The organism is Ningiella algicola, assembly GCF_028401415.2.
In the GTDB taxonomy this organism is placed as follows: Bacteria; Pseudomonadota; Gammaproteobacteria; order Enterobacterales; family Alteromonadaceae; genus Glaciecola.
The window spans coordinates 153477-177047 of sequence record NZ_CP171821.2 but is presented as its reverse complement, the minus strand read 5'-3'; the positions used below and the strand labels follow the sequence as shown (position 1 = coordinate 177047).

25 protein-coding genes are annotated in these 23571 nt (G+C 43.8%); 7 read left to right on the top strand and 18 right to left on the bottom strand.

Annotated features, from left to right (window positions below; translation table 11 throughout):
* Positions 1-59 precede the first annotated feature (59 nt).
* A complete protein-coding gene (locus tag PN836_RS00820; protein WP_395342436.1) occupies positions 60-1586 on the bottom strand; it encodes a DUF3336 domain-containing protein in 1527 nt (508 codons plus the stop codon).
* A gap of 180 nt (positions 1587-1766) precedes the next feature.
* Between PN836_RS00820 and PN836_RS00815 the strand changes: the two genes are divergently transcribed.
* Positions 1767-2471, top strand: coding sequence for an FFLEELY motif protein (locus PN836_RS00815; RefSeq protein WP_395342434.1), 705 nt, complete (start codon positions 1767-1769; stop codon positions 2469-2471).
* A 5-nt stretch (positions 2472-2476) separates the two neighbouring features.
* Here PN836_RS00815 and PN836_RS00810 read toward each other — a convergent pair whose 3' ends face one another.
* A complete protein-coding gene (locus PN836_RS00810; protein ID WP_395342432.1) occupies positions 2477-3094 on the bottom strand; it encodes a TetR/AcrR family transcriptional regulator in 618 nt (205 codons plus the stop codon).
* A 195-nt stretch (positions 3095-3289) separates the two neighbouring features.
* On the opposite strand from PN836_RS00810, the gene PN836_RS00805 reads away from it, so the two are divergent.
* Positions 3290-3637, top strand: a complete 348-nt coding sequence (locus PN836_RS00805) for a phasin family protein (protein WP_395342430.1) — start codon at positions 3290-3292, stop codon at positions 3635-3637.
* Positions 3638-3732: 95 nt separating this feature from the next.
* Positions 3733-4182, top strand: a complete 450-nt coding sequence (locus PN836_RS00800; protein WP_395342428.1) for a hypothetical protein — start codon at positions 3733-3735, stop codon at positions 4180-4182.
* 90 nt (positions 4183-4272) lie between these two features.
* Here the strand turns inward: PN836_RS00800 and PN836_RS00795 are convergent, their stop codons facing one another.
* Both PN836_RS00795 and PN836_RS00790 read right to left on the bottom strand, forming a co-directional pair.
* Positions 4273-5664 (bottom strand): WS/DGAT/MGAT family O-acyltransferase, encoded by a 1392-nt coding sequence (locus PN836_RS00795; RefSeq protein WP_395342426.1) that lies wholly within the window; start codon positions 5662-5664, stop codon positions 4273-4275.
* A 113-nt stretch (positions 5665-5777) separates the two neighbouring features.
* Complete coding sequence (locus PN836_RS00790; protein ID WP_395342423.1) at positions 5778-6248, bottom strand: YchJ family protein; 471 nt, start codon at positions 6246-6248, stop codon at positions 5778-5780.
* Between the two features lie 99 nt (positions 6249-6347).
* Here PN836_RS00790 and PN836_RS00785 point away from each other — a divergent pair, with 99 nt between their 5' ends.
* Positions 6348-6863 carry a DUF1569 domain-containing protein gene (locus PN836_RS00785; protein WP_415926383.1) on the top strand — a complete coding sequence of 172 codons (516 nt, stop codon included), beginning with the start codon at positions 6348-6350 and terminating at the stop codon, positions 6861-6863.
* Positions 6864-6940: 77 nt separating this feature from the next.
* Here the strand turns inward: PN836_RS00785 and PN836_RS00780 are convergent, their stop codons facing one another.
* From PN836_RS00780 to PN836_RS00750, 7 genes are all read right to left on the bottom strand, one after another.
* A complete protein-coding gene (locus PN836_RS00780) occupies positions 6941-7504 on the bottom strand; it encodes a hypothetical protein (protein ID WP_395342418.1) in 564 nt (187 codons plus the stop codon).
* Between the two features lie 174 nt (positions 7505-7678).
* Entirely contained in the window at positions 7679-8434 is a 756-nt protein-coding gene (tatC, locus tag PN836_RS00775; RefSeq protein WP_395345394.1) for a twin-arginine translocase subunit TatC, read from the bottom strand.
* 181 nt (positions 8435-8615) lie between these two features.
* On the bottom strand, positions 8616-8882 hold the full coding sequence (gene tatB, locus PN836_RS00770; RefSeq protein WP_395342417.1) for a Sec-independent protein translocase protein TatB: 267 nt from the start codon (positions 8880-8882) through the stop codon (positions 8616-8618).
* Between the two features lie 27 nt (positions 8883-8909).
* A complete protein-coding gene (gene tatA, locus PN836_RS00765; protein WP_395342414.1) occupies positions 8910-9134 on the bottom strand; it encodes a twin-arginine translocase TatA/TatE family subunit in 225 nt (74 codons plus the stop codon).
* Positions 9135-9211: 77 nt separating this feature from the next.
* Positions 9212-11161, bottom strand: a complete 1950-nt coding sequence (locus PN836_RS00760; RefSeq protein WP_395342412.1) for a PhoX family protein — start codon at positions 11159-11161, stop codon at positions 9212-9214.
* A 285-nt stretch (positions 11162-11446) separates the two neighbouring features.
* Entirely contained in the window at positions 11447-12508 is a 1062-nt protein-coding gene (locus tag PN836_RS00755; protein WP_395342409.1) for an MJ1255/VC2487 family glycosyltransferase, read from the bottom strand.
* Positions 12509-12523: 15 nt separating this feature from the next.
* Positions 12524-13042, bottom strand: a complete 519-nt coding sequence (locus PN836_RS00750) for a phosphatase PAP2 family protein (RefSeq protein ID WP_395342407.1) — start codon at positions 13040-13042, stop codon at positions 12524-12526.
* Between the two features lie 544 nt (positions 13043-13586).
* Between PN836_RS00750 and PN836_RS00745 the strand changes: the two genes are divergently transcribed.
* The 3 genes from PN836_RS00745 (at position 13587) to PN836_RS00735 (ending at position 17570) form a co-directional block, all read left to right on the top strand.
* Positions 13587-15641: a metallophosphoesterase gene (locus PN836_RS00745; protein ID WP_395342405.1), complete on the top strand. Its 2055-nt coding sequence runs from the start codon at positions 13587-13589 to the stop codon at positions 15639-15641.
* A 272-nt stretch (positions 15642-15913) separates the two neighbouring features.
* Positions 15914-16675, top strand: a complete 762-nt coding sequence (locus PN836_RS00740) for a fatty acid desaturase family protein (RefSeq protein ID WP_395345391.1) — start codon at positions 15914-15916, stop codon at positions 16673-16675.
* A 40-nt stretch (positions 16676-16715) separates the two neighbouring features.
* Positions 16716-17570 carry a chemotaxis protein gene (locus PN836_RS00735; RefSeq protein ID WP_395342403.1) on the top strand — a complete coding sequence of 285 codons (855 nt, stop codon included), beginning with the start codon at positions 16716-16718 and terminating at the stop codon, positions 17568-17570.
* 85 nt (positions 17571-17655) lie between these two features.
* Here PN836_RS00735 and PN836_RS00730 read toward each other — a convergent pair whose 3' ends face one another.
* From PN836_RS00730 to PN836_RS00700, 7 genes are all read right to left on the bottom strand, one after another.
* Complete coding sequence (locus tag PN836_RS00730; protein ID WP_395342401.1) at positions 17656-18822, bottom strand: glycoside hydrolase family 43 protein; 1167 nt, start codon at positions 18820-18822, stop codon at positions 17656-17658.
* 130 nt (positions 18823-18952) lie between these two features.
* Positions 18953-19744: a FlgO family outer membrane protein gene (locus tag PN836_RS00725; protein WP_395342399.1), complete on the bottom strand. Its 792-nt coding sequence runs from the start codon at positions 19742-19744 to the stop codon at positions 18953-18955.
* A gap of 3 nt (positions 19745-19747) precedes the next feature.
* Complete coding sequence (locus PN836_RS00720) at positions 19748-20509, bottom strand: FlgO family outer membrane protein (protein ID WP_395342396.1); 762 nt, start codon at positions 20507-20509, stop codon at positions 19748-19750.
* 3 nt (positions 20510-20512) lie between these two features.
* Positions 20513-21169, bottom strand: a complete 657-nt coding sequence (locus PN836_RS00715; protein WP_395342393.1) for a FlgO family outer membrane protein — start codon at positions 21167-21169, stop codon at positions 20513-20515.
* 214 nt (positions 21170-21383) lie between these two features.
* Positions 21384-21719, bottom strand: coding sequence for a YfcL family protein (locus PN836_RS00710; protein ID WP_395342391.1), 336 nt, complete (start codon positions 21717-21719; stop codon positions 21384-21386).
* A gap of 56 nt (positions 21720-21775) precedes the next feature.
* Positions 21776-22915, bottom strand: coding sequence for an ATP-NAD kinase family protein (locus PN836_RS00705; protein WP_395342389.1), 1140 nt, complete (start codon positions 22913-22915; stop codon positions 21776-21778).
* Entirely contained in the window at positions 22899-23492 is a 594-nt protein-coding gene (locus tag PN836_RS00700; RefSeq protein WP_395342386.1) for an elongation factor P hydroxylase, read from the bottom strand. The genes PN836_RS00705 and PN836_RS00700 overlap by 17 nt, the downstream gene beginning before the upstream one ends.
* Between the last annotated feature and the right edge of the window lie 79 nt (positions 23493-23571).

Below are 23571 nucleotides of genomic sequence, written 5' to 3'. Positions count from 1 at the left end.
TAGATAGATTCCAGACTCACCATAAGAGTTTGACTGCCTTTGGTTGTCGATAACACAAATTAGCTTTTATCGCTGACCCTCTTAACTTTCTTCGGCGATTTAGCGCGCGTAGACTTTGGCCTTTTCACTTTGTAGAAACGCTCAATGCTGTGAGCGCTGTGATGATCCATGATTTGTTCTAGCTTATGACCAATACTTGAGCATATTCTAATTCGCTCTAATTGAGGCCATGTGGCGCGCTCCCCCTCCTCCACAAGCGCTCTTATTTCATCTGAGTTCAGTTGCGCTAAAAGCTTTGACGGATTTACAAAGGTAAAGCTTGGCACAATATTAATATCACCTTCATAGTCTTGAGCTAAAACTGAATAGGCTAAGTTAATCGTCTTACCTACATCCGGTAGAATTCGCAGATAACGACGGCTGAACTGTTCACTGCTTTTTAGAATTTCATGGGAAGAAAAGCGAATGATATTTTTGATGCTTTTAGGAATGGGCATGTTTTGCTCACCCTTGTTAATGGCAAGTGCAAGCGGGTTTGCCTGACTCACAATATAGTGATTCACACCATAGAGCCTTGCTAACCTCTTCGCAGGTAAGTCATCGGTTACCGCACCGTCAATCCATCGTCTGTCAGGCAAATAGGGTTGGCTTTCGCCATATACATTTTTTGCCATCAGCATGACTGGCGTAAAAATGGTTGGCACCGCGCATGAGGCCATCACGGCACTTCGCACAAAAACATTGGGTGAAGTCACTGCATTCATTAGTCTTGATGTTTGGTGCTCCTCAACGGGGGCAATAGTAATGCTGATCATTCGACCAGTTTTTTCGTAGGCTTCCTGAAAGGTGATATCTGGGATAGCGGATTCCAGCGTAAGCTGCAGCGAAGCAGAGTCCATTTGTTTGCGAGTAAGCCCTTTAGGTTTCTCGTTTGGCTGCAGTTGCAAAGGGGTGAGTAGCAATTCGCTATCAAAAATCGCTTGTAGTTCATCGTCGTTATGTGTTCCAAGTACAGCAGCAAAGATAGCGCCTGCGCTGGAACCAGAAATCACGTTAGGTAGAATCTGGTTTTCAAATAAGGCCTTAATCACGCCAAGATGAAAGTAGCCCAAAGATCCTGCACCGCTCAACATTAATGCGGAACGACCAAAACATAAGCTGGCGCGCTCAAAAAAATCGATTTTGTCTTCTTTGGTAATATCGATAGTGTCAGGCAGCTGTGAAATATGTTCCAGCGCATCGACAATTTCATCTACGTACTCTTCAATTAGGGCTTTTGTACCAAATTTTGCGGCGGTGTAGAGTATGGATTTTCCCATGCCTCCCTGATTACCATGGATCCCTTCATTTAATGCGAACAACAGTCCAATATCGTCCTTTTGTTTTCGCAACTTTTTGATCGCGTCCAGTCGGGTGCGAATGTTTTGATAATCATAGCTTTTTGACGCTTCTTTATGTTTCCATTTTTCAAGCCCTGAAAGTGCGTCATGTTCGAGTGCCGCCTCTTTCCAATCTGCATAATTTTTGGCGCGCCGCATTTTGCGATCCAACCAGTAAAGAGAAATATTAGAAGATATTGGCAACATGAAAAACACCCTGAATGAAGAGGATACATATACTTTAAGTATAGTCATAAATGCGCATAACTGCATGATTTCAGCACAATCAATTAAACGCTATAGATTATCTAAAAGCGCTTGTTTCATTTGGTATTAGTGCGTACCTTTAAGATATAGAACACATGAAAAATTAACTGATTTTGGGCGATGTCAACAGTACTAGAGCGAATAACACAAGATCTGGATAAAACACGAGATATTCACCGTTTGATTCAAAAAGAGAATCTAAGGTCCATCATCAGAGCATTACAAGCTTGGCAGACTAAACGACTGTTGTCCTCGCATGAGGATTTGTGGCAATCGAAGCGATTTAAACCGGCCATGCAGTTTTTTATTGACGAAATATACGGTCCGAAAGACTTCAGTCAACGCGACCTAGAACTCTCAAAAGCGGCTCCCAAAATTGCCAAAGTACTCCCAGATAAAGGTCTTGAGGCACTGGAAAATGCACTTAGGCTAAATAGCCTCTCTTTAGAACTTGATGTTGCCATGGTTGAAGCTTTAGGCAACGAAAAGTTAAGCCGCGATAGCTACTTTGCTTGCTACCGCCAGTGTAATAATCAGGCCGCTCGCGAAGAGCAAATACATTTAGTTGAGAGTCTTGGTTTAGGCTTAGCACAAGTTGTCAAAATTCGTGGCGTTTCAACCATTCTAATGCTGGCACGAAGACCCGCTAAACTGGCTGGCTTATCAAGCTTACATGAAGTTATTGAAAACGGCTTTAAGTCATTTAAAAATATTGGCGAAGTACATGACTTTATTGACCCGATCATCACCCGCGAAAAAGCGCTTATGCATAGCCTTTTTACCGCAAAGAGCACAAAAAACAACCCTTTGCCTGAGCTAGACTAAATCCTTCAAACTATCGTTTTATTCAATATCGCCTGTTTAATGTTAGATGCCCGTGCCCTGTTTTTGTAATACGGTTGTAGAGAGAAGAAAATGGTCATTAGCTCTCGATATACTATATCAGGATTATTTAAAACCTCGCCTTGCATACGATAGTAGTTCAAGCTTTGAAACAAGACTAAGCTAATCACATCGAGCAATAAATCAATATCTTCAGAACTCCCCGACAGCACCTCGACTTTTTGTTGCTTGATTAAAAACTCGCGCAAATATTTCCGTTGGAATTTCGCCACTCTTTGCAGTTTTTTATTAATAGCGGGGTAGCGCACGCAAAGCTCAGCGATATTTTGAAACAAAAATCGAAACAGATGCATTATCTCTAAACAATGGTGTAAGTATCGATAGAAATCCACGTCTTCGCTGAAGGACTGTTCGATGGCGCTCATCCTGCTAACATAGCGCTCAACCAAGGCTTCGATAATTTCATCTTTACCGCGGTAGTGATAATAAAGATTGCCGGGACTGATATCTAATTCATTGGCAATATCCACACTACTCACATTGCCCTCACCTTCCTGATTAAAGAGCTCAAGACTGATCATCAGCACTTTTTCAGCAGTCTTCATTAGGCATATCTCCAAAAAGGGCATTACAACAAAGGGATGGGTATTTACACACCACGTTCGATTACCAGCATTTTTGTAATGCATCCGTCTTTAGTATGCGCTTTCTAATCGTCTTAGGTAGATTGTAAAGGTAAAGGAGATCTCGTCTTCTTGATCTACGTCACAAATTTGATTCAAAAGCGATGGAGAAAGCACATGACCAATGCAAAAGTAGTGAATAACACAATTGAAACAGCGGAAGAGTTAGCGCGTAAGATCTGGCTTGCCGGTCTGGGCGCTTACGGCAAAAGTTTCGAAGAAATACAAAGCCAGTACGAAAAACTCAACACCGAAACCAGCCGCCTATTTACCGACTTAGTCTCAAAAGGCGAAAAATTGGAAAAAGATACAAAAAAGAAGCTGAAAGAAAGCTCATCTGTTGAGAAGCGGGTGCAAGATGTGAAGAAAAAGCTTGGTGGTGATACCGCAGATATAGACGCCAAAATTAATGAGCTTTCACAAAAAGTAGATGCTTTAACACTTGCCGTTAGCAAACTGTCTTAGCGTTTTTAAAAACTTTTAGTGCATGTGAAACGGCCGCAATTCGCTCGATTTTGCAGGCAGTGCATGACTTTTTCTATTAATGAGGACTATTTATTATGTCAACTAAACAAAGCTTCGAAAAAATTGCTCGAAACACCTGGTTAGCAGGATTGGGCTCGATTGAAACGAGTATAGAGCTAATTAGCAAGTCAATTGATAATGCTCAAAAACAATCAACGCAGTTGTACAATGAACTGCTCACCCAAGGTACTCAGATTCAAAGCAAAATTAACGATACGACAGGAGGGATGACCTCAAAAGGCAAATCTTTATTTAAAACAGACGCTAATCATTCGCATGAACAAAAACTAGAGAAGCTGAACGCAAAAGTTGAACAACTTACGAAGATTGTAGATGATTTGATTGAAAAGAAGGCCGAACAAGCGCCAGTCAGGAAAGCAGCAACGGTGAAAAAAGCCGCACCAAAAAGAACGAGCGCCAGAAAAGCCGCAGTCACAACCAATAAAACGTCTGAATCGAAGAGCGCTGCGCCCAAACCCAAGTAAAAAAATAGGACTGCACAATGGCGGATCAACAATCGGATAAGGCTTGTATTAAATTCAAAAGGCCACTTTTTAAAGTGGCTTGCTTTTTGATTAGTCTGCTTGCATTGCATCTTGCAAAAACACACCGGCTTTAATATCGTCCATCGCCGACTCTATATAATCTGCAATAATCCCAACATCGGGTATCGTATCGCGGCATGCCATCAGCCCAAGACATACCGAATCACGATAGCTGACAACGGTAATGTTTAAGGCTTGTCCATCCAATAACACTGATAAAGGATACGTCGCTATAAGCTTAGCTTTTCCGAAATACAGTGCTTTGCGCGGCCCCGGAATATTCGAGATGATGACATTCGCAGCAGGCGGCATCATGCTTGAAATATTGAGTTGATTCATTATCGCAACCACCCCTTGGGCTAAAAATGCAAAATTGCTTGCAGCATCAGAAGATATGCCGACCAATTCTTTTTTAGCGTCTTTTGTAGAACGCCCAATCCGCTGAATGCGCGTCATGGTATCAGGCTCATCAGTCGCCAAGTCTGCAATCACGTAAGTGATTTGATTGCCAGACCCACTTTTATGGCGCACAGATACGGGAACAGAAGCAATAAGAGATTTTTTTGGTAATGCGTCATGCTCAAGCATGTATTTGCGCAGAGCACTTGAGCACATCGCAAGCACTACATCGTTTACGGTAGCGTTTACCTTTTTTCCAAGCGCCGCAATATCTTTGAATGGCAGGGTTTTAACTGCAAAACTGCGCGAGCATGTAATTGGCACGTTTATCATCGACTGCGGCGCACTGAAGGGCACTGGTGATGCATTACTATCAAATCCTATGGTCTTTAGATATTGTCCGAACACCATCTTCGATAGGTCTTGCACCATTTTTGTGTTTGCTGCCATTTTGTCAACAAGCTTGCTTGCGTTGGTAAATAAGTCATGCCCTTGCTCTTTATCGCGATGAGCAGGCATGCAAGACCAAGGCGCTTTTACCTCATCGCCCGATGATAAACTGAACCAGTTTTTCATCAGTTCAACCCCGCCCATGCCATCAATGGCCGCATGATGCATCTTTAAATACAAAGCGAATTGATTGTTTTCTAAGCCCTCAATTAAATGAAATTCCCACAAGGGTCTTGTGCGGTCGAGCAATTGGCTGTGTAGGCGAGAAGTTAGCGCCAGTAAGTCTTCCAATTTTCCCGGATGCGGCAAGGCCGAATGACGCACATGATAATGAATGTCAAAGTGAGTATCGGTCACCCAGTGGGGCATGGCGGTGCTGTGAACCGAACTAAGCTTTTGGTTAAAGGGCGGTTTAGCTTCTTGCACAAGCAATTTGTTAAATAAATCGCTTGGAAAATGACCCTTATAGTTCTTCGGAATCTCGAAAATGGTGAGACTGGCGACGTTTACTGGCGTGCTGCGCTTCTCTAGCGATAAAAACGCGAGATCTAAGGCATTGAGCTTGTTTAACACGCTCCTTTCCTCACCAAACAGTCAAAACATATCACGAGTGTAGACGATAGTGGCTTGCCTTTTCAATTGTCTTTAGTGGATCTGGATCAACTTATCAATCGATAAAAGTGAATTTAGGCACCACAACATTTTTTAAACTTCTTGCCGCTCCCACAAATGCATGGGGAATTTCGTTGTGGTTTGAATGGCCCGCTACCGTCCATCATGCGCCCGTTGGTGTAGAACCATTGTGAATCTTCGAAGATAAAACTAGAACGCTCATGCATGACATAGTATTGCCCATGAATTTTATAGTATGCTTTAAACTCTACAAGCGACGTTGTGCCGTGTTCATAGTGCTCTAGCACATCCAACGACAACCAATTAGTGAGTTGATCATGCGCAGCAAGGCTTGTTTCGTCCACGTCATCGCCGTATCCCTTGGCATATGTACGCGCAATGTATTGATAATTCTTAACCGCATATGCGCTAAAACGAGAACGCATCAATACTTGAGCATTCGGTGCCAGTTTTCCCTTGTGATAGGGTTGGCAGCATGAGGCGAAATCGACTTGGCTACCGCAAAAACAATTTGTTTTACTCATGATAATGTATGTCACAATTGTTTAGCCATGAATCGCGAGTATATGAGAGATTGCACACTTAAAAAAGGTAGATGAGCATTTATGAACAGGCGAAAGTTCTTGAAAAACACAGCCCTGGCAGGCTTAGCGGTAGGTGCAGGTGGCTTTTTGGTGTGGCAATTCGTTCCTAAGAGCGATGCAATACTGAGCCTTAAGCAAATGCTTAAAAACGTAGACCTTATTGAGCAACAAAATATTACCATGTTAGGCCAATGGAATTTGAGTAAAACACTTTTGCATTGCGCCCAAAGCATTGATTTATCCATTGATGGTTATCCTCAACATCACTCCACGCTGTTCAAACAAACAGTGGGTACTTTAGCTTTTTCGGGTTTCAGTGCTAAGCATCAAATGCACCATGCGCTAGATAAAGACATTCCGGGAACCCAGCCCATTAATGCGGATACGCCCCTACCCCTTGCAATCGAGTCAATTCGCCTATCCATCAAGCGTTTTGCTAAGCACTCAGGAAAGCTTAAAGAGCACTTTGCATATGGGCAGTTGAATAAAAACGAGTATGAGCGAGCCCATGCTATGCATTTGAATAATCATATGCTTGAGATGGCTTGGGAATAATCAACTTTTATAAAAACAAAAGCTACCGAGACAATACACTCTGTAGCTTCACATAAAAGATGTACACTATAAGGGCATTATATTCGTCTTTTTCGAGCAGATAACATCAGCATGATGCACACTAGAATCAGTATTGAAGAGGGTCCTGATGCAGCAATGACTCGTTCGCCTTGAATCACTTCAACAAAAGAACCACTCAAAAACTGTCCGTCGATGCCCGAGTCATCGAAGGAGTCTGCGATTAGGATTTCCCAAACGCCTGACCCATCTATAATTGCTCTAAAAGGCAATGAAATCATTCCGGCGGCACTGAAAACACCTGATTCGTCAGGTAAGCATAAGTCAAACTCACACAATACGCCCAAATCAGTGCATCCGAAGTCTTGCGTACCAACTTGAAAAAAGCTGCCACTGTCTATATGCGCGATTTCAAGCACTAAATCAGCCCCCCAAGACGGCGTGAAAGCCTCATAAATAAAATTGAAACTGAGATCTAACACCTCGCGAGTGTCTGTATTGTTGACGGTAAAGATATTGAACGATTCCCCGTCCGCTTGTTCTCCCTCTAAAGAAATTATCAGTGCATTGGCTTGCACAGATAACAATAGTAGTGCGGCTGCAATAAAACTTTGTTTTTTCATGTTCATTCCATTAAAAGTACGTGATGGTTCATATAGCTTGAGCGTTCCGAATAAGCAGTCCTATTCGGTGTTAAGCTCGTTTACAAATTAAGCGATTAGTGTTTTGCTAAGTAGCTCAAATTCTACTCGCTCAAAATGATTCTTTTCATCATAAGTCGTATCCTACATATGCGTTCAATCGCTTTTAATTGGCTGCCGTGAAGGCTCTGTGTTTTTGCTTGTCGAAGTGGCATCAGGTTTAAACCAAGTAGCTAACACAAGGCCTAATTCAAACAATAGCCACATAGGAATAGCCAATAGTGTTTGCGATATCATGTCGGGAGGTGTAAGCAACATCCCAATCGCGAAAGCCGAGACAATAACGTATGAGCGGCTTTGCTTGAGTTTATCAACTGTCGTTGCGCCGCTAAATATCGCGACCATAGTAAAAATAGGCACCTCGAACGCTAAACCGAAGGCGAAAAAAAGCTTCAACATAATATTCAAGCTGTTGGTCATATCCGGGATGTAGCGGATACCCTCTGGCACAACTGAAGGGAAAAACTGAAACATGAGTGGAAAAACAACAAAATAGCAAAACAGCATGCCCGAATAGAACAACACAATACTGCTTAGGAGAATTAATCCGCCCATTTTGCGCTCGCCCTTGTACAAACCGGGTGCAACAAACGACCATAGCTGATGAAGAATGACCGGTATCGCTAAGAAAAATGACAAAATCAGCACAAGTTTGAATGGCGTAAAAAATGGGTCGATTAACCCAGTTGCTACCATTTCGCTGTTCTCTGGCAACTGCAGCATGAGTGGCTTTACCAGGGTTAAGTAAATGTCATTGGCAAATGCGATGAGACTTACAAAAAGTATCAAAATTGCTAAGACTGCTTTGATGAGTCGGGTTCTCAGTTCAAGTAAATGAAGCAAAAGCGGCATTTCAGCTTTTACGTAGGCGTGTTGTTTTCGACACGATTCTTTTGGTTGTGACCCCGTTTTGTGCAACACTATTCTTCAACCCTTTCGCCAAAAAAACATAAAATTCAACCAACATTGCTTTGAGAAAACAGTGATATTAAGCAAACCATAGGAGCCCCTAAACTAAGGTCTATGCACATTTCTAAAGCTTTTTCATATTGCCTTTCAAATTACGCTTTTGTTCTATTGCTTCGCTCATCTGTTTATTCTGCGATTCTAGTTGCTTGCGCAGCTCGTCCATTTCTAGCTCTCTGCTAATCTCAGACTTCAATGAATTAACCTTGTAGCTCACTCTTCTAGAGAATTTACTCAAAAATCTCGCCGTAACGGTGAGCTTGTCAGGTCCAAGCAACATCAGAGCGACAACCATCAGTACACAAAGCTCTATGAAGCCGATATCAAATGGCATAATTTGTATCCCGTCCGTACGCGCTATTTAACTCTGTGAATTTTTCGTAAAATCTGCGTCAACCAACTCATCTGATGCCTCGATTTTACTTTCAAGTGACTGAACAGAAGACGGCTCCGATTCCTTCAAGCCTGACTTGAAGCCTTTAATTGCCTCGCCCAAATCACCACCGATACCTCTTAATTTTTTTGTACCAAAAAGAAGAACGACGATCAGTAGAACAATTAGAATTTGCCATGCGCTTATACCCATAGTTTGTGCCTCAATCAGTGTTTAGTATTTAGGGCGCTTGCGCTGCATGCGCCCTTTACAAAGTGCTCCGCAACAGCTTAAGAACCAATCACGGCGCCATTCTTTCGCTTAAGCACCAAGGTTGAGTCGCGTGGAATAGTCACGCCGTCAGGAGCTGCTGGGAAGTTCGTTGACGCTGGATCCCCATTTCCTGGGTGCTGCAAGTTGACAAATGCAGTGCGTCTGTCAGGCGTAACAGTAAAGCCAGTTACTTCGTCGCTTTGCACCCCTACCAACAGACGTTTTGGCTCGGGCACGTCTTTGTTAGTATCGATTACCGTTAGTTGGTCTTGCAGGCCATCAGGTTGTCCACCATCCGTTCCAATAAATAAGCGACCACTGGCATCAGACCAAGCTAAGTCGGGGTCCGTAAAAACACCTTCCGTGTCTCGCGTATCGCCTGCAAGTAGATAGATTTCCCAAGTGAAACGTGTGCCCATATGATCGTCCGCATCCACAGTACGAATGATGTGCCCATCGCTGTTAGGCGCTATCGGGTTTGCTGCATCTGCTACTTCGCGTTGAGAGTTGTTGGTTAAGGTCCAATAGACTTCGCTATTTTTGCCGATAGTCGTCCACTCAGGTCTATCCATTGGTGTCGCACCTAGAAGGTCGGCAGCAACTCGCGCGTATACCAGCAATTCAGCTTGATCAGCAAATCGGTCAGCAAGAATAGGATTATCAATCGTCAGCTCTAACCACTCGCCAGTGCCGTCATCGTCGTAGCGTGCAACGTATAGTTTGCCATCATCTAGAGGGCTTCGACCTTCTGCAATCGCAGTTTCCCAAGCTTCGTTAGACACATATTTGTAGCAATAGTCAAAACGCTGATCATCACCCATATAGGCGGCAATACGACCGTTACTGCTCTGGGCAATCGCAACTGCTTCATGCTTAAACCGACCCATTGCTGTGCGTTTGACGGGTGTTTGAGTGCCGTCGAAAGGATCAATTTCGACTATCCAACCAAATCGATTCTGTTCGTTCACATAATCGGGGTCGCTTAAATCGAAACGTCTATCAAAAAAGTGCCAACCGTAGCCAAAACCATCGAAATCAAATCCATATCGAGCTTGTTCTTCGGTTCTTGCGGTATCGAATTCGTCACCGCTAAGTGAAGCTGAGCCAAAATACCCATTGAAGTTTTCTTCACACGTTAAGTAGGTTCCCCATGGGGTGGGACCTGAGCCGCAATTATTGACGGTTCCAAGCGGCATGTTACCCGCCGGATTTTGCAGTAAATCTGAGTCAGCTGCAGGTCCTGAGAATTTCACCGGTGTGTTGACGGTTATGCGTCTCGCCGCTTCACTCTGTTCGACCTTCCAACCGTCAAAGTGCTCTTTGATGCGAACTACCGATACACCATGCACATTTTGAGAAAGACGCACGTCTTCTAAGCTCTCTGGCGCTGCTTTCCCTAATACATGATCGTTGCGACCAAATTCATGATTGATACACAACATGCCCTCGTCGCTTCGGGTACGATAGCGAGGGCCAAACGATTCCCGACTTTTTAAGTCGATAGGGAAAAACCACATTCCGTCGTGACCAATCCCCACCTGCAAGGCCGCTTCTGAAGATGTTGGACGAGTACTGGGGTCGCCAGCATATTCGTTGGTAATGCCCGGCTCTATCGGCGTGCCCCAAGGTATAAGAGACTGGTATTCATAATCTTCAGAAATGGTCGGCATACGTGTGTCTAGTACGCTCGCGCGCTCGACAGGCCTAAACCCAACCAATTCTCGGTTTATTCTATCGTTGTCGCGGTCTATGCTATTTGCGCCTAAACCACGCAAACCTGCTGTTGCCGCTGGCGTGAAAAATCCTGCGGCAGCTGCCACTGCGCTACCTGCCAAAACCTTACGTCTTGATACGTTAATCTTCAGCACATCCCTGAAACTCCGATTGCCAGACTCGTTTGATGATAAATCTTCTTTATCATCGTGTAGTTTTCCGTTATCAACAGCTTCGTCGGTATTTGTCAACATTACCTATTCCTATCATTGAAAAGTGGTTATCTAAATTACGAAGATGATCATTCACTGCAGACCAGTTGTTTGGAAAGAATGCCTAACTAAAATGACAGTTTGCAGTCAAAAATATGAATGATTAGTGGCAGTTTAGTGACGAAAATCTTGCGATTTTGTGACAATTCCTCAAGGTAATATTGATGGTTGGAACCAACTTTTTAGTTGGTTTGGTTGCCGCCTTTCTTAGTGCTTTAGTGAGTGTCTTAACAACACCTGACACCATCAGAATTTGAGCTAATAAGCTTAAAGTGCCAACAGCTTTTTTCGCGTATCCTCTGGAAACTTAACTCGCTGCCAAAAGTATTTGCATAGTGACAAATGGCTTTGCCATTGCTTCTTTGATATCCAGTCTATTAACGGATGGGGATCATCGGGAAATATAACGGGCTCTGTTGCGGGTGTTAGTAGCCAATCTTCAACGGTGTCGGTATCAAGCTGCGCTAAGGTCTTGCAAAGGTTTAATTGTTGCAAGGTATGGACATTAGACGCTTGTTCAAATTGCCCGTGAAGCGGTTTCAAGAGTAATTTCTTGCCTAAACGCAATGCCTCACTAGACAGTTCAAAACCACCATTGGCAATGACTCCATTGCATTGTTTAAGGTCCTCACTGAAACCAGATTTAGAGAGCGCTTTCCAACTAATATTTCCATTCGATAACGCACTTAATATGTCCGGGTGATAGCAAACAAAGGCTTGGTCACTTATAGACTCAAGCAACTGCTGGATGTCCGCCATAGATTCAAACGGTAAATACACTAGGATATACGATTTGTTTGGATGCTTGCTCGGCTTATCAATAATAAAAGGCGGTAAAATAGGATGATTAAAGTGATACCAATGCACACCCAAACGCAAATCAGTCGGAGCAAACAATTTCATAATGGCCTTGTCAACAAGGTTTTGCCCCCTTTTTGGAATAGCATAGTCAAACGCCGCTTGATGACTAATTGAAATTGACATTACACCTTGATTCTTCGCTGCCCACGCGCTCACAGGTTCAAAATCATTAAGTACTAAATCGTAGTTGCTTAAATCCATGTGACGAATATCGTTAAGTAGTTTTTTAGGCTGCGCTTTCATAACTGTATTCAGTTTGTCAACCTTCCCGCACTTAGTCATAAAGCTCAAGCCTGTATAAGAGGAGTACTCCCCAAAACATTCCATATCAAAATAATCTTCGCTTCGACGACCAGAAAATACATAATCTACGCTAATGTCGTTTCGCTCAGACATAGCTTTTGCCATAACTCTTGCTCGAGCAATGTGGCCATTACCTGTGCCCTGAACGCCATAAAGAATTTTCATGTAAGACACTCCTGTTTACGCAAGTATGGCTAAACTAAAATTAGCGATAAGTATTCCAAGCGTCATGCCCGCTAATACGTCGGACGGATAGTGCACACCTAATAACACACGAGAAATCCCTATCATCGAAGCCCAGCCATACGCGATAAACCAAAATGGGGGGTAAAAGTAAGCCACGATAGTACTCATCAACCATGCCGCTGCAGTGTGTCCCGAAGGCAGACTAAATTTATCAGCCGGTGTGATATGAGACGTCATATTGTGCAAGAAATCACAAGGTCTGGGGCGTCTTAGCGTGGACTTGAGGATAATATAGATGGGCAGTTCAAGACTGTATGCCATCAGCGTAGTAAACAGAAATAAAGTGCCATAGTCAGGTTCAAACGCCCACAGCGCGACACCAATCACAAAGTATAAGTAGCCGTCTCCCGTTTTAGACACCCATATAATGGGACGGCAACTGCGGTTTTTTGTCAACCTGAATAACCAGAAAAACAATCGGGTATCGTAATAGGAAAGCGCTTTGATATTCATAAGTCCTACTTGAACTTCTATCTATCAAGTTTGCATCAATGTAGTAGCGCACTATTAACAATGCATGACAGAAATGCGAAACCTTTATGACTATCGCTTCGAGAATCAAACAATATGGTGTGTTTGTGCTCCGACGTAATCAATCAAGAAATAACACTTTTTAAGACGAACTTAAGACCTTTAAGCCAAGCCCACACCACAAAACAAAGAATGACAAACAAACTGTCATGTCATTGTCACTTTTTTGTAAAACGACTTTCACTAACAATCATTAAGCTAAATCTTGCGTTAACAGTGAATTGGTCTTTATTAACCTGAATCCTGTTTAAAGAATGGTGCAAGTTGTTGTTTTACATACTTAAATCTATTTTTAACACTCAGTGCTGCTAGCATTGTGAAGTACAAGGCGTAAACGTCACGTAATAGTGATTCTACTGCTGACTTTTGCAACGCAGTAATTCGCAATTCTAGCGGTACTGAGCGCCGTTTCTTAAACAGGATTCAGGTTTATTAGCATTTACTTATTGTTAGAAGGGATTAGGGTATGTACAAACTAAAAAAGTTAGTGATGTTTTTGACCGTAACGAGCGTGTTAATGATTCTAAACGCTTGCAGTTTAGATGGAGACGACGGAGAGCGAGGTTTAACCGGAGAGCAGGGACCTAGAGGCGAGCAAGGGCAAGCAGGTCAAGATGCCACCGCTGCTGCTCTCACCGGTCCATTTTTCAAAGATAATGATCAAATTATCAGTGACCCCATGCTTAGCGGCCCTCAACAAGGTAGCGTTCGTGTAGTGTGGTATACAGCTGTTGAAGGAGAGACTCACCGCGTATTCTTCGGAGATTTGCTAAATGAATCAGTAATTGCGACAACCAGCAAAATGTCACAAATGTTCGAAGATGAAAGTTCACGCATATTTGGTCGTTCACTTGGTTCGCCACAAACAGGGGAAGCTGTCATAGAACAAAGCATTTATCGACACGAAGCGCATGTAACTGGTTTGAGTGCCAATACAAGAGTGCCATATTATGCTGTCAGTACCGTTAATGGCGTCGATTTTAAAAGCCGCGTTTATACACTTCAGCCCCTTCCATCATCTGATCAACCTGTAAGATTACTTATTACCAGTGATCAGCAGAACCGAGCCATGTCTCCCGCTAATTTTGAAAAAGTGGTGGAAACAGTGGGCATGGTTGATGCTGTTATATTTGCCGGAGACCTTGTAGATACGCCTAACAGAGCGTCTGAATGGTTTTATCGTGACGACGTGGATCGCCCTTCTTTTTTTCCTGCCTTTCAAGGTCGGTTCCAAGATATGTTTCCAGAACATCCATATCGAGGTGGCGAAATTCTTCAACATGCCCCTATTTTTGCGACTATAGGTAACCATGAAAGCCCGGGGCGTTTTGACCGTTCACAGTCGCTCAGTCAACAAGACAATGAACCTCGACCTCGCTGGTTTGCAAAGTGGCAATGGGACCAGCTTAGTGAATCTCAAAAGCAACAAACAGGCATGACTGAACAAGAATACGTCAGAACTCACTCCTATGACCATGTGACCTATTACGAGATGTGGAATTTACCTGAAAATAACGTTGAAGGAGAAGATCCAGAGAATTTTTATTCAATTCGCTACGGCAATATAAGCTTGATATCAATGAACGTGTCCAGAGTATGGCGAAACTGGAATAACGGTTTTGAAAACGCCTCAAGAGGAAAGTTTGCTGAGCCTATTGAAACCATTAATGATCTGGATACTTGGGGTTTTGGAGATATGTTTTTTGCAGACTATTCAGAAGGATCTGCTCAACGTCAATGGTTAGCACAACAACTTACATCTGCTGATTTTGTAGAAGCACCCTATAATCTGATACTAACCCACCAAAGTATGCATGGATACGGTGATAATGTTATCCCAGTGATGGCTCAACCAGAAGCGACAATAGATTTTACCGACGCAAGAATGCCTATCGTGACGACTTTCCCAACCGACGAAAAGACCTGGTCCCAAATTGTTGAAGCATCACAACAAGACTTAATTTCGCGAGTACGATACAAATACGAACGTGAAAAAGATCTTTGGTTATCTGTAGAGCAAGAGTTGCTAGATGCCAAAGTGAATTTAGTGGTTTCAGGCCATTCTCACGTTTGGTCGCGGACCTTTGTTGAAGATGCTCAAGGTGAGCACAGACTCAATTATATTGAGAGCTCAAATGTCGGCAACACGTTTGGACCTACTGTAAACACAAATCCCAGAGCCACTTGGGCAACACAGTTTTGGCCGAATAGAGATAGTGAGACAACCAGAGATCCCACTTTTTGGGATCCTAGCGACTATCCACGCGTAGGCGATGCTCATAATCGTCCCGATGTACTTCCCTCTCGCGTGCTAAAGGGGGTGGACTTTATGCGCTCAGTTGAACAGGCTGATCAAGACCTACCGTTTTTAAGCTCCAATAACTTCACGGTGTTTACCATTTTAGATACTAACGATGGTACCGTAAGGTCTTACGCCCATGAGATTGCTTTTCCACAGTCGCCAGCGTTTGAAGTCGATTGTTTTGCCTTAGATACTTTTGTAGAACTAGATCCTTGTTAAAAACGTGAGTCGAATATCAACAAAGATGCACTCACATTTGCGCCCATCCTCATGCGAGGATCAGCGCTTATACCTTGTTTTGCCGACCCACATAATCTAGTATTGATTGATATTGAGTATGGTTTATCTGAGTCACGTTGATGATCAAAAACCTGAATAATTATCTGTCCCGTGAACAAATTAGAGGCTTACGGACAAGGTCAAACGCCAAGGCTTGGTGGGCTATAAGTGTAAATTTTGGTCTCATCGTATTGGCGTTTACATTGGCCATCATGTTTCCTCACCCGCTTGTCATCGTATTTAGTACCTTAATTATTGGTGTTCGTCAGCTTGGCCTCGCTATTTTGGTTCACGACTGCGGTCACAATGCCCTATTTACACGTGCCAGCCTGAATGACTTTGTAGGGCATTACTTGTGTGGTTCGCCCATTTGTATGTCGCTATATAACTATCGCAAAGAGCACAATATTCACCATATGTACACAGGGCAAGAACAAGACCCTGATTTAAAACTCGTCGAGCATTTTCCCGTATCAAAGGCGAGTATGGCACGAAAAATATTGCGCGACATGTTTGGTATTACCGGTATTAAGCTGATGGCGTATCGTATTCAAAGCTTTAACTATCACACCGTTAATTGGATTTTGTTTCACGGCTTATTGCTAACTGGCCTTATCCTGATTGACAGTGCATGGACCTACCTAATGTGGTGGGCCGCTGAACTTTTTGTATTTCCTTTGGTTGCGCGAATTCGACACATTGGGGAGCATGGTTCAGTGCGAGATCGTGAGTCGAAGGACCCAAGAGAAAACACCAATACCACACTTGTTAACGGCTTAACCCGCAGTTTTATTGCGCCAAACCACGTTAATTATCACGTTGAACATCATCTCATTCCCAATATTCCGCCATACAATTTAAAGCGAATGCACAATATGCTTAAACAAGCTGGGTTTTATAATAATAGCCAGTGTATTCAAACAGGCTATCGGCAGGTAATCTCAAGAGCTATCTCAACAGCAAGCGCAAGCTGACGCATGTCAGTAAGGATGAATCTTGACCTAAGGACGTCAAATGACACGACAGCACAGCATGCTTTCTATCTTCACTTTTGCCCTAGTTTGCGCCTTAAGTGTGGGCATTTTAGACAGTCAGGCGAAACAGCCAGATTCAAAGCACGCTAAGCGTGAAGATACAGCATTCGCTCTCCAATATCAGGCTTTGCTAGAAACATCAGTGCAGTTAACTGCAAGCAAAATTGATGCTCGCATAAGTTTGTTGAAACATATAGCTGAATCGACAGCGAATGATCCCTTTATTCACGACTGGCTAGCAAAAGGAAGTCCCGCTGCTGAGCAAAGCTTATTGCTGGAAAAGCTTCAGTTTCTGGTAAACAATAATCAGCTAACCAGCGCATCCTTTGCCGACAAAGCAACAAATGGTTACTGGAACCATGAAGGCTTCTTGAGGGTTTTACAACCTGAAACAGACACATGGTACTTTGCCTACTTAGAAAGTGGTCAACAGGATTTAGTGAGCGTATATCATGATAAAAACAAGAAGCGTGTCGACTTGTACGTTAACTATCAGCAGATAGACGGTGATGGGCTGTCGGGAATTGCCACCTCGTTTGACTCTATTTTAGGCCTGCTTAAGACAACACTACCCCAAAGTCTCCAATCAAATATGGCAAACGCGGCGCAGCCCAAAGTCGTTTTAGTTGACGGCGAAGGCATTGTTCAGGTTGCCGCCAGCTACGAGAGTCTGCAAGGCGCGCACGTCTCTAGTGTTGTCCCTTCTCAAACTTTAAGTGCGCTGATGAATCAAAACGATATTAATCGTGCAATAACAGCCGACAATAACGCACTTTATCTTTCCAGCTATTTGCCAAACATGCAGTGGTACTTGATGGTTGTAATTGAGCATTAGAATACGCCAAGTCCTTTTTAATTGGCGGATCTCATTTCTTTAAAACGCGGTGGTATCCCTTGCTCTTATCTTTTTGTGTTTAAACTTATTTGTTTAGCAACGTATGATACGCATTGTAGGTTTGAATAGTCCCATCTTCATTGTGAACCAATTCTGCCATTTTTACGCTACGTAAATGGGTTTGCCCTCCCGACAGCGAACTATCATGATAAAACAAATACCACTTGCCTTGAAACTTGGCAATGGAGTGGTGATTAGTCCAGCCGACCACAGGCTCCAAAATTACGCCTTTGTAGTGAAATGGCCCAAGCGGATTGTCACCAATACCATAAGCTATATTGTGTGTGTCGCCCGTTGACCATGAAAAGTAGTATTTGCCATTATGCTTGTGTACCCATGCCGCCTCGAAGAAACGCTTATCGTTGTCGCCGTGGCGAATAGGCTCTCCGTCAGTGTCGAGCAACATGACTTTTTGCAGCTCACCGTCAAAGGACAGCATATCGTCTGATAGTTTTGCGACTACAGGCATGATCGACGGCTCATCATCAGCTGGATAAATATCTTCAGCCACGTACTCTCCAGTTTGCCACCTTTCGAGTTGCCCACCCCAAATACCGCCTATATAGATGTAGTAGTTACCATCGTCTGCTTTATAAACAGCGGGATCAATACTGTAACTACCTTTCATATAGCTAGGCTCAGCGACAAAGGGGCCCGTTGGGGAGTCGCTTACTGCCACCCCAATTCTAAAAATATTGTCCTTATCACGCGCAGGAAAATACAAATAATACTTACCATCTTTTTCAGCAGCATCGGGAGCCCAGAGCTGACGTGTTGCCCAAGGGATATCGTCAACACTCAGCGCCACACCATGTTCAGTAACTTCACCCCCAACACTATCCATTGACAAAACGCGGTAGTCACGCATATCGAAGTGATCCCCAGCATTGTTACTTGGAATACCACTGTCAACATCGTGTGAGGGGTAAATATAAAGACGATCGTTAAAAACGTGTGCCGATGGGTCGGCAGTATAAATATGCGTTACTAGCGGTGCAGATTTTGAATCGTATTGATCGATAGTTCGGGACGTTTCAGAGACTTCAGAAGCGTCGTCAGCTGAATCTGAATGTTGCGGTGCTGTTGTTTCAGTGTCACTGTTCGACTGATTCTCACTGCAGGCGAAGGTTAAGCAAAGCATACATGCGAGAATAATGGGGTTTGAAACACTCATATTTATTCTGTGACTCATTTTAGATTGCGTTGATATGAGCATACCCCAATCAATCACACTTCAACAATGCTCGCATTTTGTATTCAATTTATTATTATTTGTCAAACGAGGTCTAGTGGTCCACTCCTCTAATCATGTGTATTGGCGGCTACTGATACGAGTAAAAGCCCATGTTCAATGAATCTAATACAAAACCTGGAATCATAATATTCGCGCTGGAAACCACTTTATTACTATCGACAGAAATAATTCGCGCGTTTACATACACGCCATTTGGGCGCTCAATTAAGGTACCCGATAACACATGATCCATGACGTTTTGATTACTTAACTGCAGCACATCACGAGAAAATGTGACATCTCCACGCGACGTTACTTGCAAGGCTGGCATCAATTTATGATCAACGACAGGCAAACCTAACTGCTGCATTTCACCAATTAAGTATTCTGCTAATTGATTACCAAGGACAGTTGTGTTTTGCAAGCTCGTATCAAGCTTTACAAAGGAGCTTACACCCACTTTGGCATCAGCGCTTAAGCCAAAGCGATTCTGCATTAAGTCCATTGAGAGCTGGGCTGCATAATCTTCAATCGATTTATATGAAAAGCGCGGACGAAACGACTCGACTTGTCTGAAGTTAGACATGCTAAACGCGTCGCTTCGGCCAGTGGTGACATCTAAATGTTCACCTTCACTGTCTAGGTAGTCTGAACTGTCAATCTCATTGTATTGAGAGCCATCAAAGGCAAGTTCCGAGGGCAAGCCTCCTACTTGTGCCTGCTGTTCATTAATCAAGTCTGCAATAGTTTGCGGTGGCGTGTAACCTGCCATAAACATTTTACCCGCTGCGCATCCCCCCAACAACATCACGGCAGAAATCAAGAGTATTGGTTCAGTGATTTTATGGACTATGCGCGCTACTGGATTAACATTATTCATTACTTATTCACCTTGAATGATACGAACGCCATCGATAACTTCGTTCTGACGGCTCGATTCACTTGGAATTAGGGCATCCACCACGTAAAACGGAATAAAGCTTTGTGCGCTTGCGACCACCACTTTAGATTCCATACCCAACATCCGCGCGTTAACAATATATCCACCTTGATGCTTTGTCATAGTGCCGGTCAGCACATATTGAATAGGCGTAGAATTGTTCAAATCCAAAAAATCGCGTGATAGCACGTAATCGCCTGTCTCGGTGACACGAATAAACTGTGTGGCTTTAAACTCAACCACCGGCATTCTAAATTTGTGGAATTCATGTACGAAGGATTCCGCCATTTGCTGACCTAAAAGGTTTGTTTCTTTCAAGTTGCTGTCTATGAGAGAAAAATTAGTGACGGCTACGGGCGTGCGCTCGGTGACATATTCCATATTACCGACTAAATCTTGTGCCATGTTACGCACATAAAAGCCCACGTGACGCGTTAAGGGAAGGCTTTTAAAAGCGCCCGGTGTAGAGCCTATCATATTAGGTCTTTCCATCGAGCCAAAGGCATCTACAGTGCCGTTAGGTGACGATGAAGGAGCAGCATTTTGCGTTTGCATGGTTTGCACATCGGCCACTTGCACATATTGGTTTACGCTTTGAGCAAGACCAGCTTGCTGTTCACTTTTGCCAGTAATGTAGTCAATGCCAGGAATACTCGTGCATGCGCTGAGCAAATAGCAGCCTAACAGTATGATGATGACTCTCATGATTTAGTCTCCAGAGGTAAAATAAGGGGTTGGCGTTTTAACACTGCGATAGAGCATGCCGTTACGTAAGGTTACTTGTTCAGATTGCCAAAACAGTTCGGCAGGAAAGAATTTTGTCGCCGCAGCAATAACGTCTTTATTGCGCACATTAACAATGCGAGCATTGACCATTGCACCTTTTTCTTGTTCGGTGATAGTACCGGTGATGTAGTAATCGATGTTTTGAACTGATCGCAAATGTTCGACGTTTCTTGACAATGCACGCTCCGAATCAGCGCTCATGATGATAGTGTTGGTCACTTTGTAGTCTTGCGCAATGAAGCCTCGACGAACCACTTCTGTCGTAAGCCCCTGCTCCAACTGATGCCCTAAGAGCATCAATGGTCCTTGCGCAGATAAGTTATGCTCTAAGCTTGCCACCGGCACAAAACCCACCACAGCATAGCGATATTGACGGTCTGCTGTCGTATTAGCAAAAAGTTCGTTAGCCAATTGATGAGTGTATAGCTCGGCATTGCCAAGCGCTTGGGGCAGGTTTTGGTCAGGGATTTGACGCGCACCCTTGTAAGAGGTGTTAACGCATCCCGACAAGGTAATAACAATCAACACACATAGAATTGCGAGTATGAAGTTGACCGCGCTTTGCAGCATATTTTTCATAGTACCTGCCGTGAATGACTAAATAATGACAAACGCTTTGCAAAAACGATTCCAACTTTCTCACCCGGGCATATTTAGGGCGTTTCATGGTGACAATAACGATATACTTAGTACTAAAGGTAAGCGGCTTCAAAGGCAGATAGCTGCATAAGACGGCAAAAAGGGGCAACACAGGGCAAAGTTGTATGTGCAGGGGCACTAACTTGCCGCCCCTTTATGAATCTCCTTCAAACGACGCATACATATCAGACAGCATACTCACTACAGCATTAGCATCTTCGCTTGACAGCTCATTGTTGGCGATTGCCGTGTCGACAGCATCCGATAAACGATGATGAAAGGCATGAGCGTATGCTTCTAAGGCGTGGTCGTCGCTGTGGTATTCGGCACCTGACATAGAGGCTGCAATCAGCGAAAAATGCCCATGGATATAGCTTGAAATGAAAAGCTTTTCATCATCATCTTGATGAATGAATTGATCAAGAAATGCCTCTTGCTGTGCTAGAAAAGCTTCTTTTTGTTCACTCAAACTGTGTTTTGTTTCACTCATTTAGTCCTCAGCTTTTGGATTGTGTTGATGTTTCAATTATCAGAAGCGTCATGAGTTTACTCCGAGCGAACAAAATATAGCACCTTATCTTTGTACCCTGTTATGACAGGCATCGGGCCGCTAAGCGCTTGGTCTAATGCTAAGTCGGTGGTATCGGCAATCATGCCTTTTTGTCCCAACTGGTTTAACTTGGTTTTGGTCGCTACAACGTGAATGTTGTTTTTGCCCAGGCGACGAATAAACTCTGGTGACAATTGTTGGTTACCCCTACCAAAGATGTGCCCTTGCCCGCCGATGAGCGTAATAATCAAACTGCAATCACGGTTTTGGGTGAGCGCGAGTAAGGTGCTGGCGGTCACGTCGCTGGCTATGATTTTCATATTTTGCACAATATCGACACCAAGCAGGGTATTGTCTAAGCCTGCCGCGTGCATAATGTAATCTACTGTTGAGCCAGAGCCCATCACAAAAATGCGATGGGGCTCATCCTCCATCATCTCTATGACATGCGCGGCAATATCCTGAAGCACTAATTCATCGGACTCTTTGCCGCCCATTTTAACGGCCTGTATATAGTTAAGCTCCGCTGGCACCTGCATTTCACCGTAGTAGCGCGCGCGTACCTCTCCTTTTCTAAACCTTTCTTCATCAATATCTTTGACTTCTGCATCAAATAAACTGACTAGCTCTCGACTGATCACTTTTTGTAGCACTTTACCGGCTGCGCTTGGCGTGATCGCAAATACACCTGAATGGATTTTACAGCCTGCAGGTATACCCAGCACGGGCAAGGTATTGCCTACTTCTTTAAAAACATTGCGCGCGGTACCATCGCCCCCAGCAAATAGCAATAAGTCTACCGTGTAAGGACCAAGCGCTCGAATAAGCGCTTGGGTGTCGTCACCTTCAGTTTGTTTGTCAGCCGGACGATAGACAATATGCGTGGTTATGCCTAATTCGGTAGCGACAGACTCGCCCATATCGCCACTTGCCGTATACACCTCAAAGCAGTCATAAAGGGATGCGAGCTGCTCCAATGCACGTTTAGTTTTGTGCATAGCGAGTTGCTCTGCGCCTGCCGCCATGGCTTTTTGACGGATATCTGCTCCATCGCTGCCTTTAAGCGCCAGCGCACCACCAATGCCTGCGTAAGGGTTAATCACCAAACCGAGTCTGAATTTATGCGAAGTGCTCAAGCAGCCTCTCCCTAAATTGTTTAGCACGAGGCGGTAGCCCCTCTCGCATATACTTTACTAATTGATTTTCAACCGCGCATTCAAATGCAGTGCTGTCTACTGATATATCGTTGGCCAGCGCCAAGTTGTCATTGCTTATTTTAAACGGAATTGCGCAAGCATTTGAAAACGCCCATTCGAGCGCTTGTGGTTTGACTTCAACTTGTTCAAAGGCCTTTTGCTGCGCATGCGTTCGTCCGTCTGGTGCATACCAATAACCATAATCAATTTGGCGGCGTCTAGCCTCCCCTGCAATGCACCAATGTGCGACTTCATGCAAGGCACTGGCAAGGTAATCATGCCGAAAAAACACTTTATTGCCTTGTGGCAGTAAGCTTAGCGTTTTGACGCCAGTCAGGCTTATTTTTTCACTTGTGTGTGCATCATCGTCAGCGCTAGCTGCGTAGATATGTTCATCGACCGAGGCTGTCGATGGTAAATAAATAGGTTCGCTTGCTCCACCAATCAAAAAGGTTCTTTGTGGCGGTGCTAGATTTGAATGCGCAAAGCACGCGTTAAATACGTCAACTACCTTCATTACAAATGGCGTGTGGCTATCTATGGTTAAATTAGGCGCGCTATATTATCATTATTTACTACATAAGCATTACTAACTG

Excerpts from the sequence above, each read along its gene's own strand:
- PN836_RS00780 (WP_395342418.1), bottom strand. The coding sequence starts at position 7,504 with ATGAAAAAACAAAGTTTTATTGCAGCCGCACTACTATTGTTATCTGTG.
- PN836_RS00820 (WP_395342436.1), bottom strand. The coding sequence starts at position 1,586 with ATGTTGCCAATATCTTCTAATATTTCTCTTTACTGGTTGGATCGCAAA.
- PN836_RS00720 (WP_395342396.1), bottom strand. The coding sequence starts at position 20,509 with ATGAGAGTCATCATCATACTGTTAGGCTGCTATTTGCTCAGCGCATGC.
- PN836_RS00810 (WP_395342432.1), bottom strand. The coding sequence starts at position 3,094 with ATGAAGACTGCTGAAAAAGTGCTGATGATCAGTCTTGAGCTCTTTAAT.
- PN836_RS00755 (WP_395342409.1), bottom strand. The coding sequence starts at position 12,508 with ATGAAAATTCTTTATGGCGTTCAGGGCACAGGTAATGGCCACATTGCT.
- PN836_RS00815 (WP_395342434.1), top strand. The coding sequence starts at position 1,767 with ATGTCAACAGTACTAGAGCGAATAACACAAGATCTGGATAAAACACGA.
- PN836_RS00800 (WP_395342428.1), top strand. The coding sequence starts at position 3,733 with ATGTCAACTAAACAAAGCTTCGAAAAAATTGCTCGAAACACCTGGTTA.
- PN836_RS00805 (WP_395342430.1), top strand. The coding sequence starts at position 3,290 with ATGACCAATGCAAAAGTAGTGAATAACACAATTGAAACAGCGGAAGAG.
- PN836_RS00730 (WP_395342401.1), bottom strand. The coding sequence starts at position 18,822 with ATGAGTCACAGAATAAATATGAGTGTTTCAAACCCCATTATTCTCGCA.
- PN836_RS00700 (WP_395342386.1), bottom strand. The coding sequence starts at position 23,492 with ATGAAGGTAGTTGACGTATTTAACGCGTGCTTTGCGCATTCAAATCTA.
- PN836_RS00725 (WP_395342399.1), bottom strand. The coding sequence starts at position 19,744 with ATGAATAATGTTAATCCAGTAGCGCGCATAGTCCATAAAATCACTGAA.
- PN836_RS00715 (WP_395342393.1), bottom strand. The coding sequence starts at position 21,169 with ATGAAAAATATGCTGCAAAGCGCGGTCAACTTCATACTCGCAATTCTA.
- PN836_RS00790 (WP_395342423.1), bottom strand. The coding sequence starts at position 6,248 with ATGAGTAAAACAAATTGTTTTTGCGGTAGCCAAGTCGATTTCGCCTCA.
- PN836_RS00735 (WP_395342403.1), top strand. The coding sequence starts at position 16,716 with ATGACACGACAGCACAGCATGCTTTCTATCTTCACTTTTGCCCTAGTT.
- tatA (WP_395342414.1), bottom strand. The coding sequence starts at position 9,134 with ATGGGTATAAGCGCATGGCAAATTCTAATTGTTCTACTGATCGTCGTT.
- PN836_RS00750 (WP_395342407.1), bottom strand. The coding sequence starts at position 13,042 with ATGAATATCAAAGCGCTTTCCTATTACGATACCCGATTGTTTTTCTGG.
- PN836_RS00740 (WP_395345391.1), top strand. The coding sequence starts at position 15,914 with ATGTTTCCTCACCCGCTTGTCATCGTATTTAGTACCTTAATTATTGGT.
- tatB (WP_395342417.1), bottom strand. The coding sequence starts at position 8,882 with ATGCCATTTGATATCGGCTTCATAGAGCTTTGTGTACTGATGGTTGTC.
- tatC (WP_395345394.1), bottom strand. The coding sequence starts at position 8,434 with ATGCCGCTTTTGCTTCATTTACTTGAACTGAGAACCCGACTCATCAAA.
- PN836_RS00710 (WP_395342391.1), bottom strand. The coding sequence starts at position 21,719 with ATGAGTGAAACAAAACACAGTTTGAGTGAACAAAAAGAAGCTTTTCTA.
- PN836_RS00745 (WP_395342405.1), top strand. The coding sequence starts at position 13,587 with ATGTACAAACTAAAAAAGTTAGTGATGTTTTTGACCGTAACGAGCGTG.
- PN836_RS00760 (WP_395342412.1), bottom strand. The coding sequence starts at position 11,161 with ATGTTGACAAATACCGACGAAGCTGTTGATAACGGAAAACTACACGAT.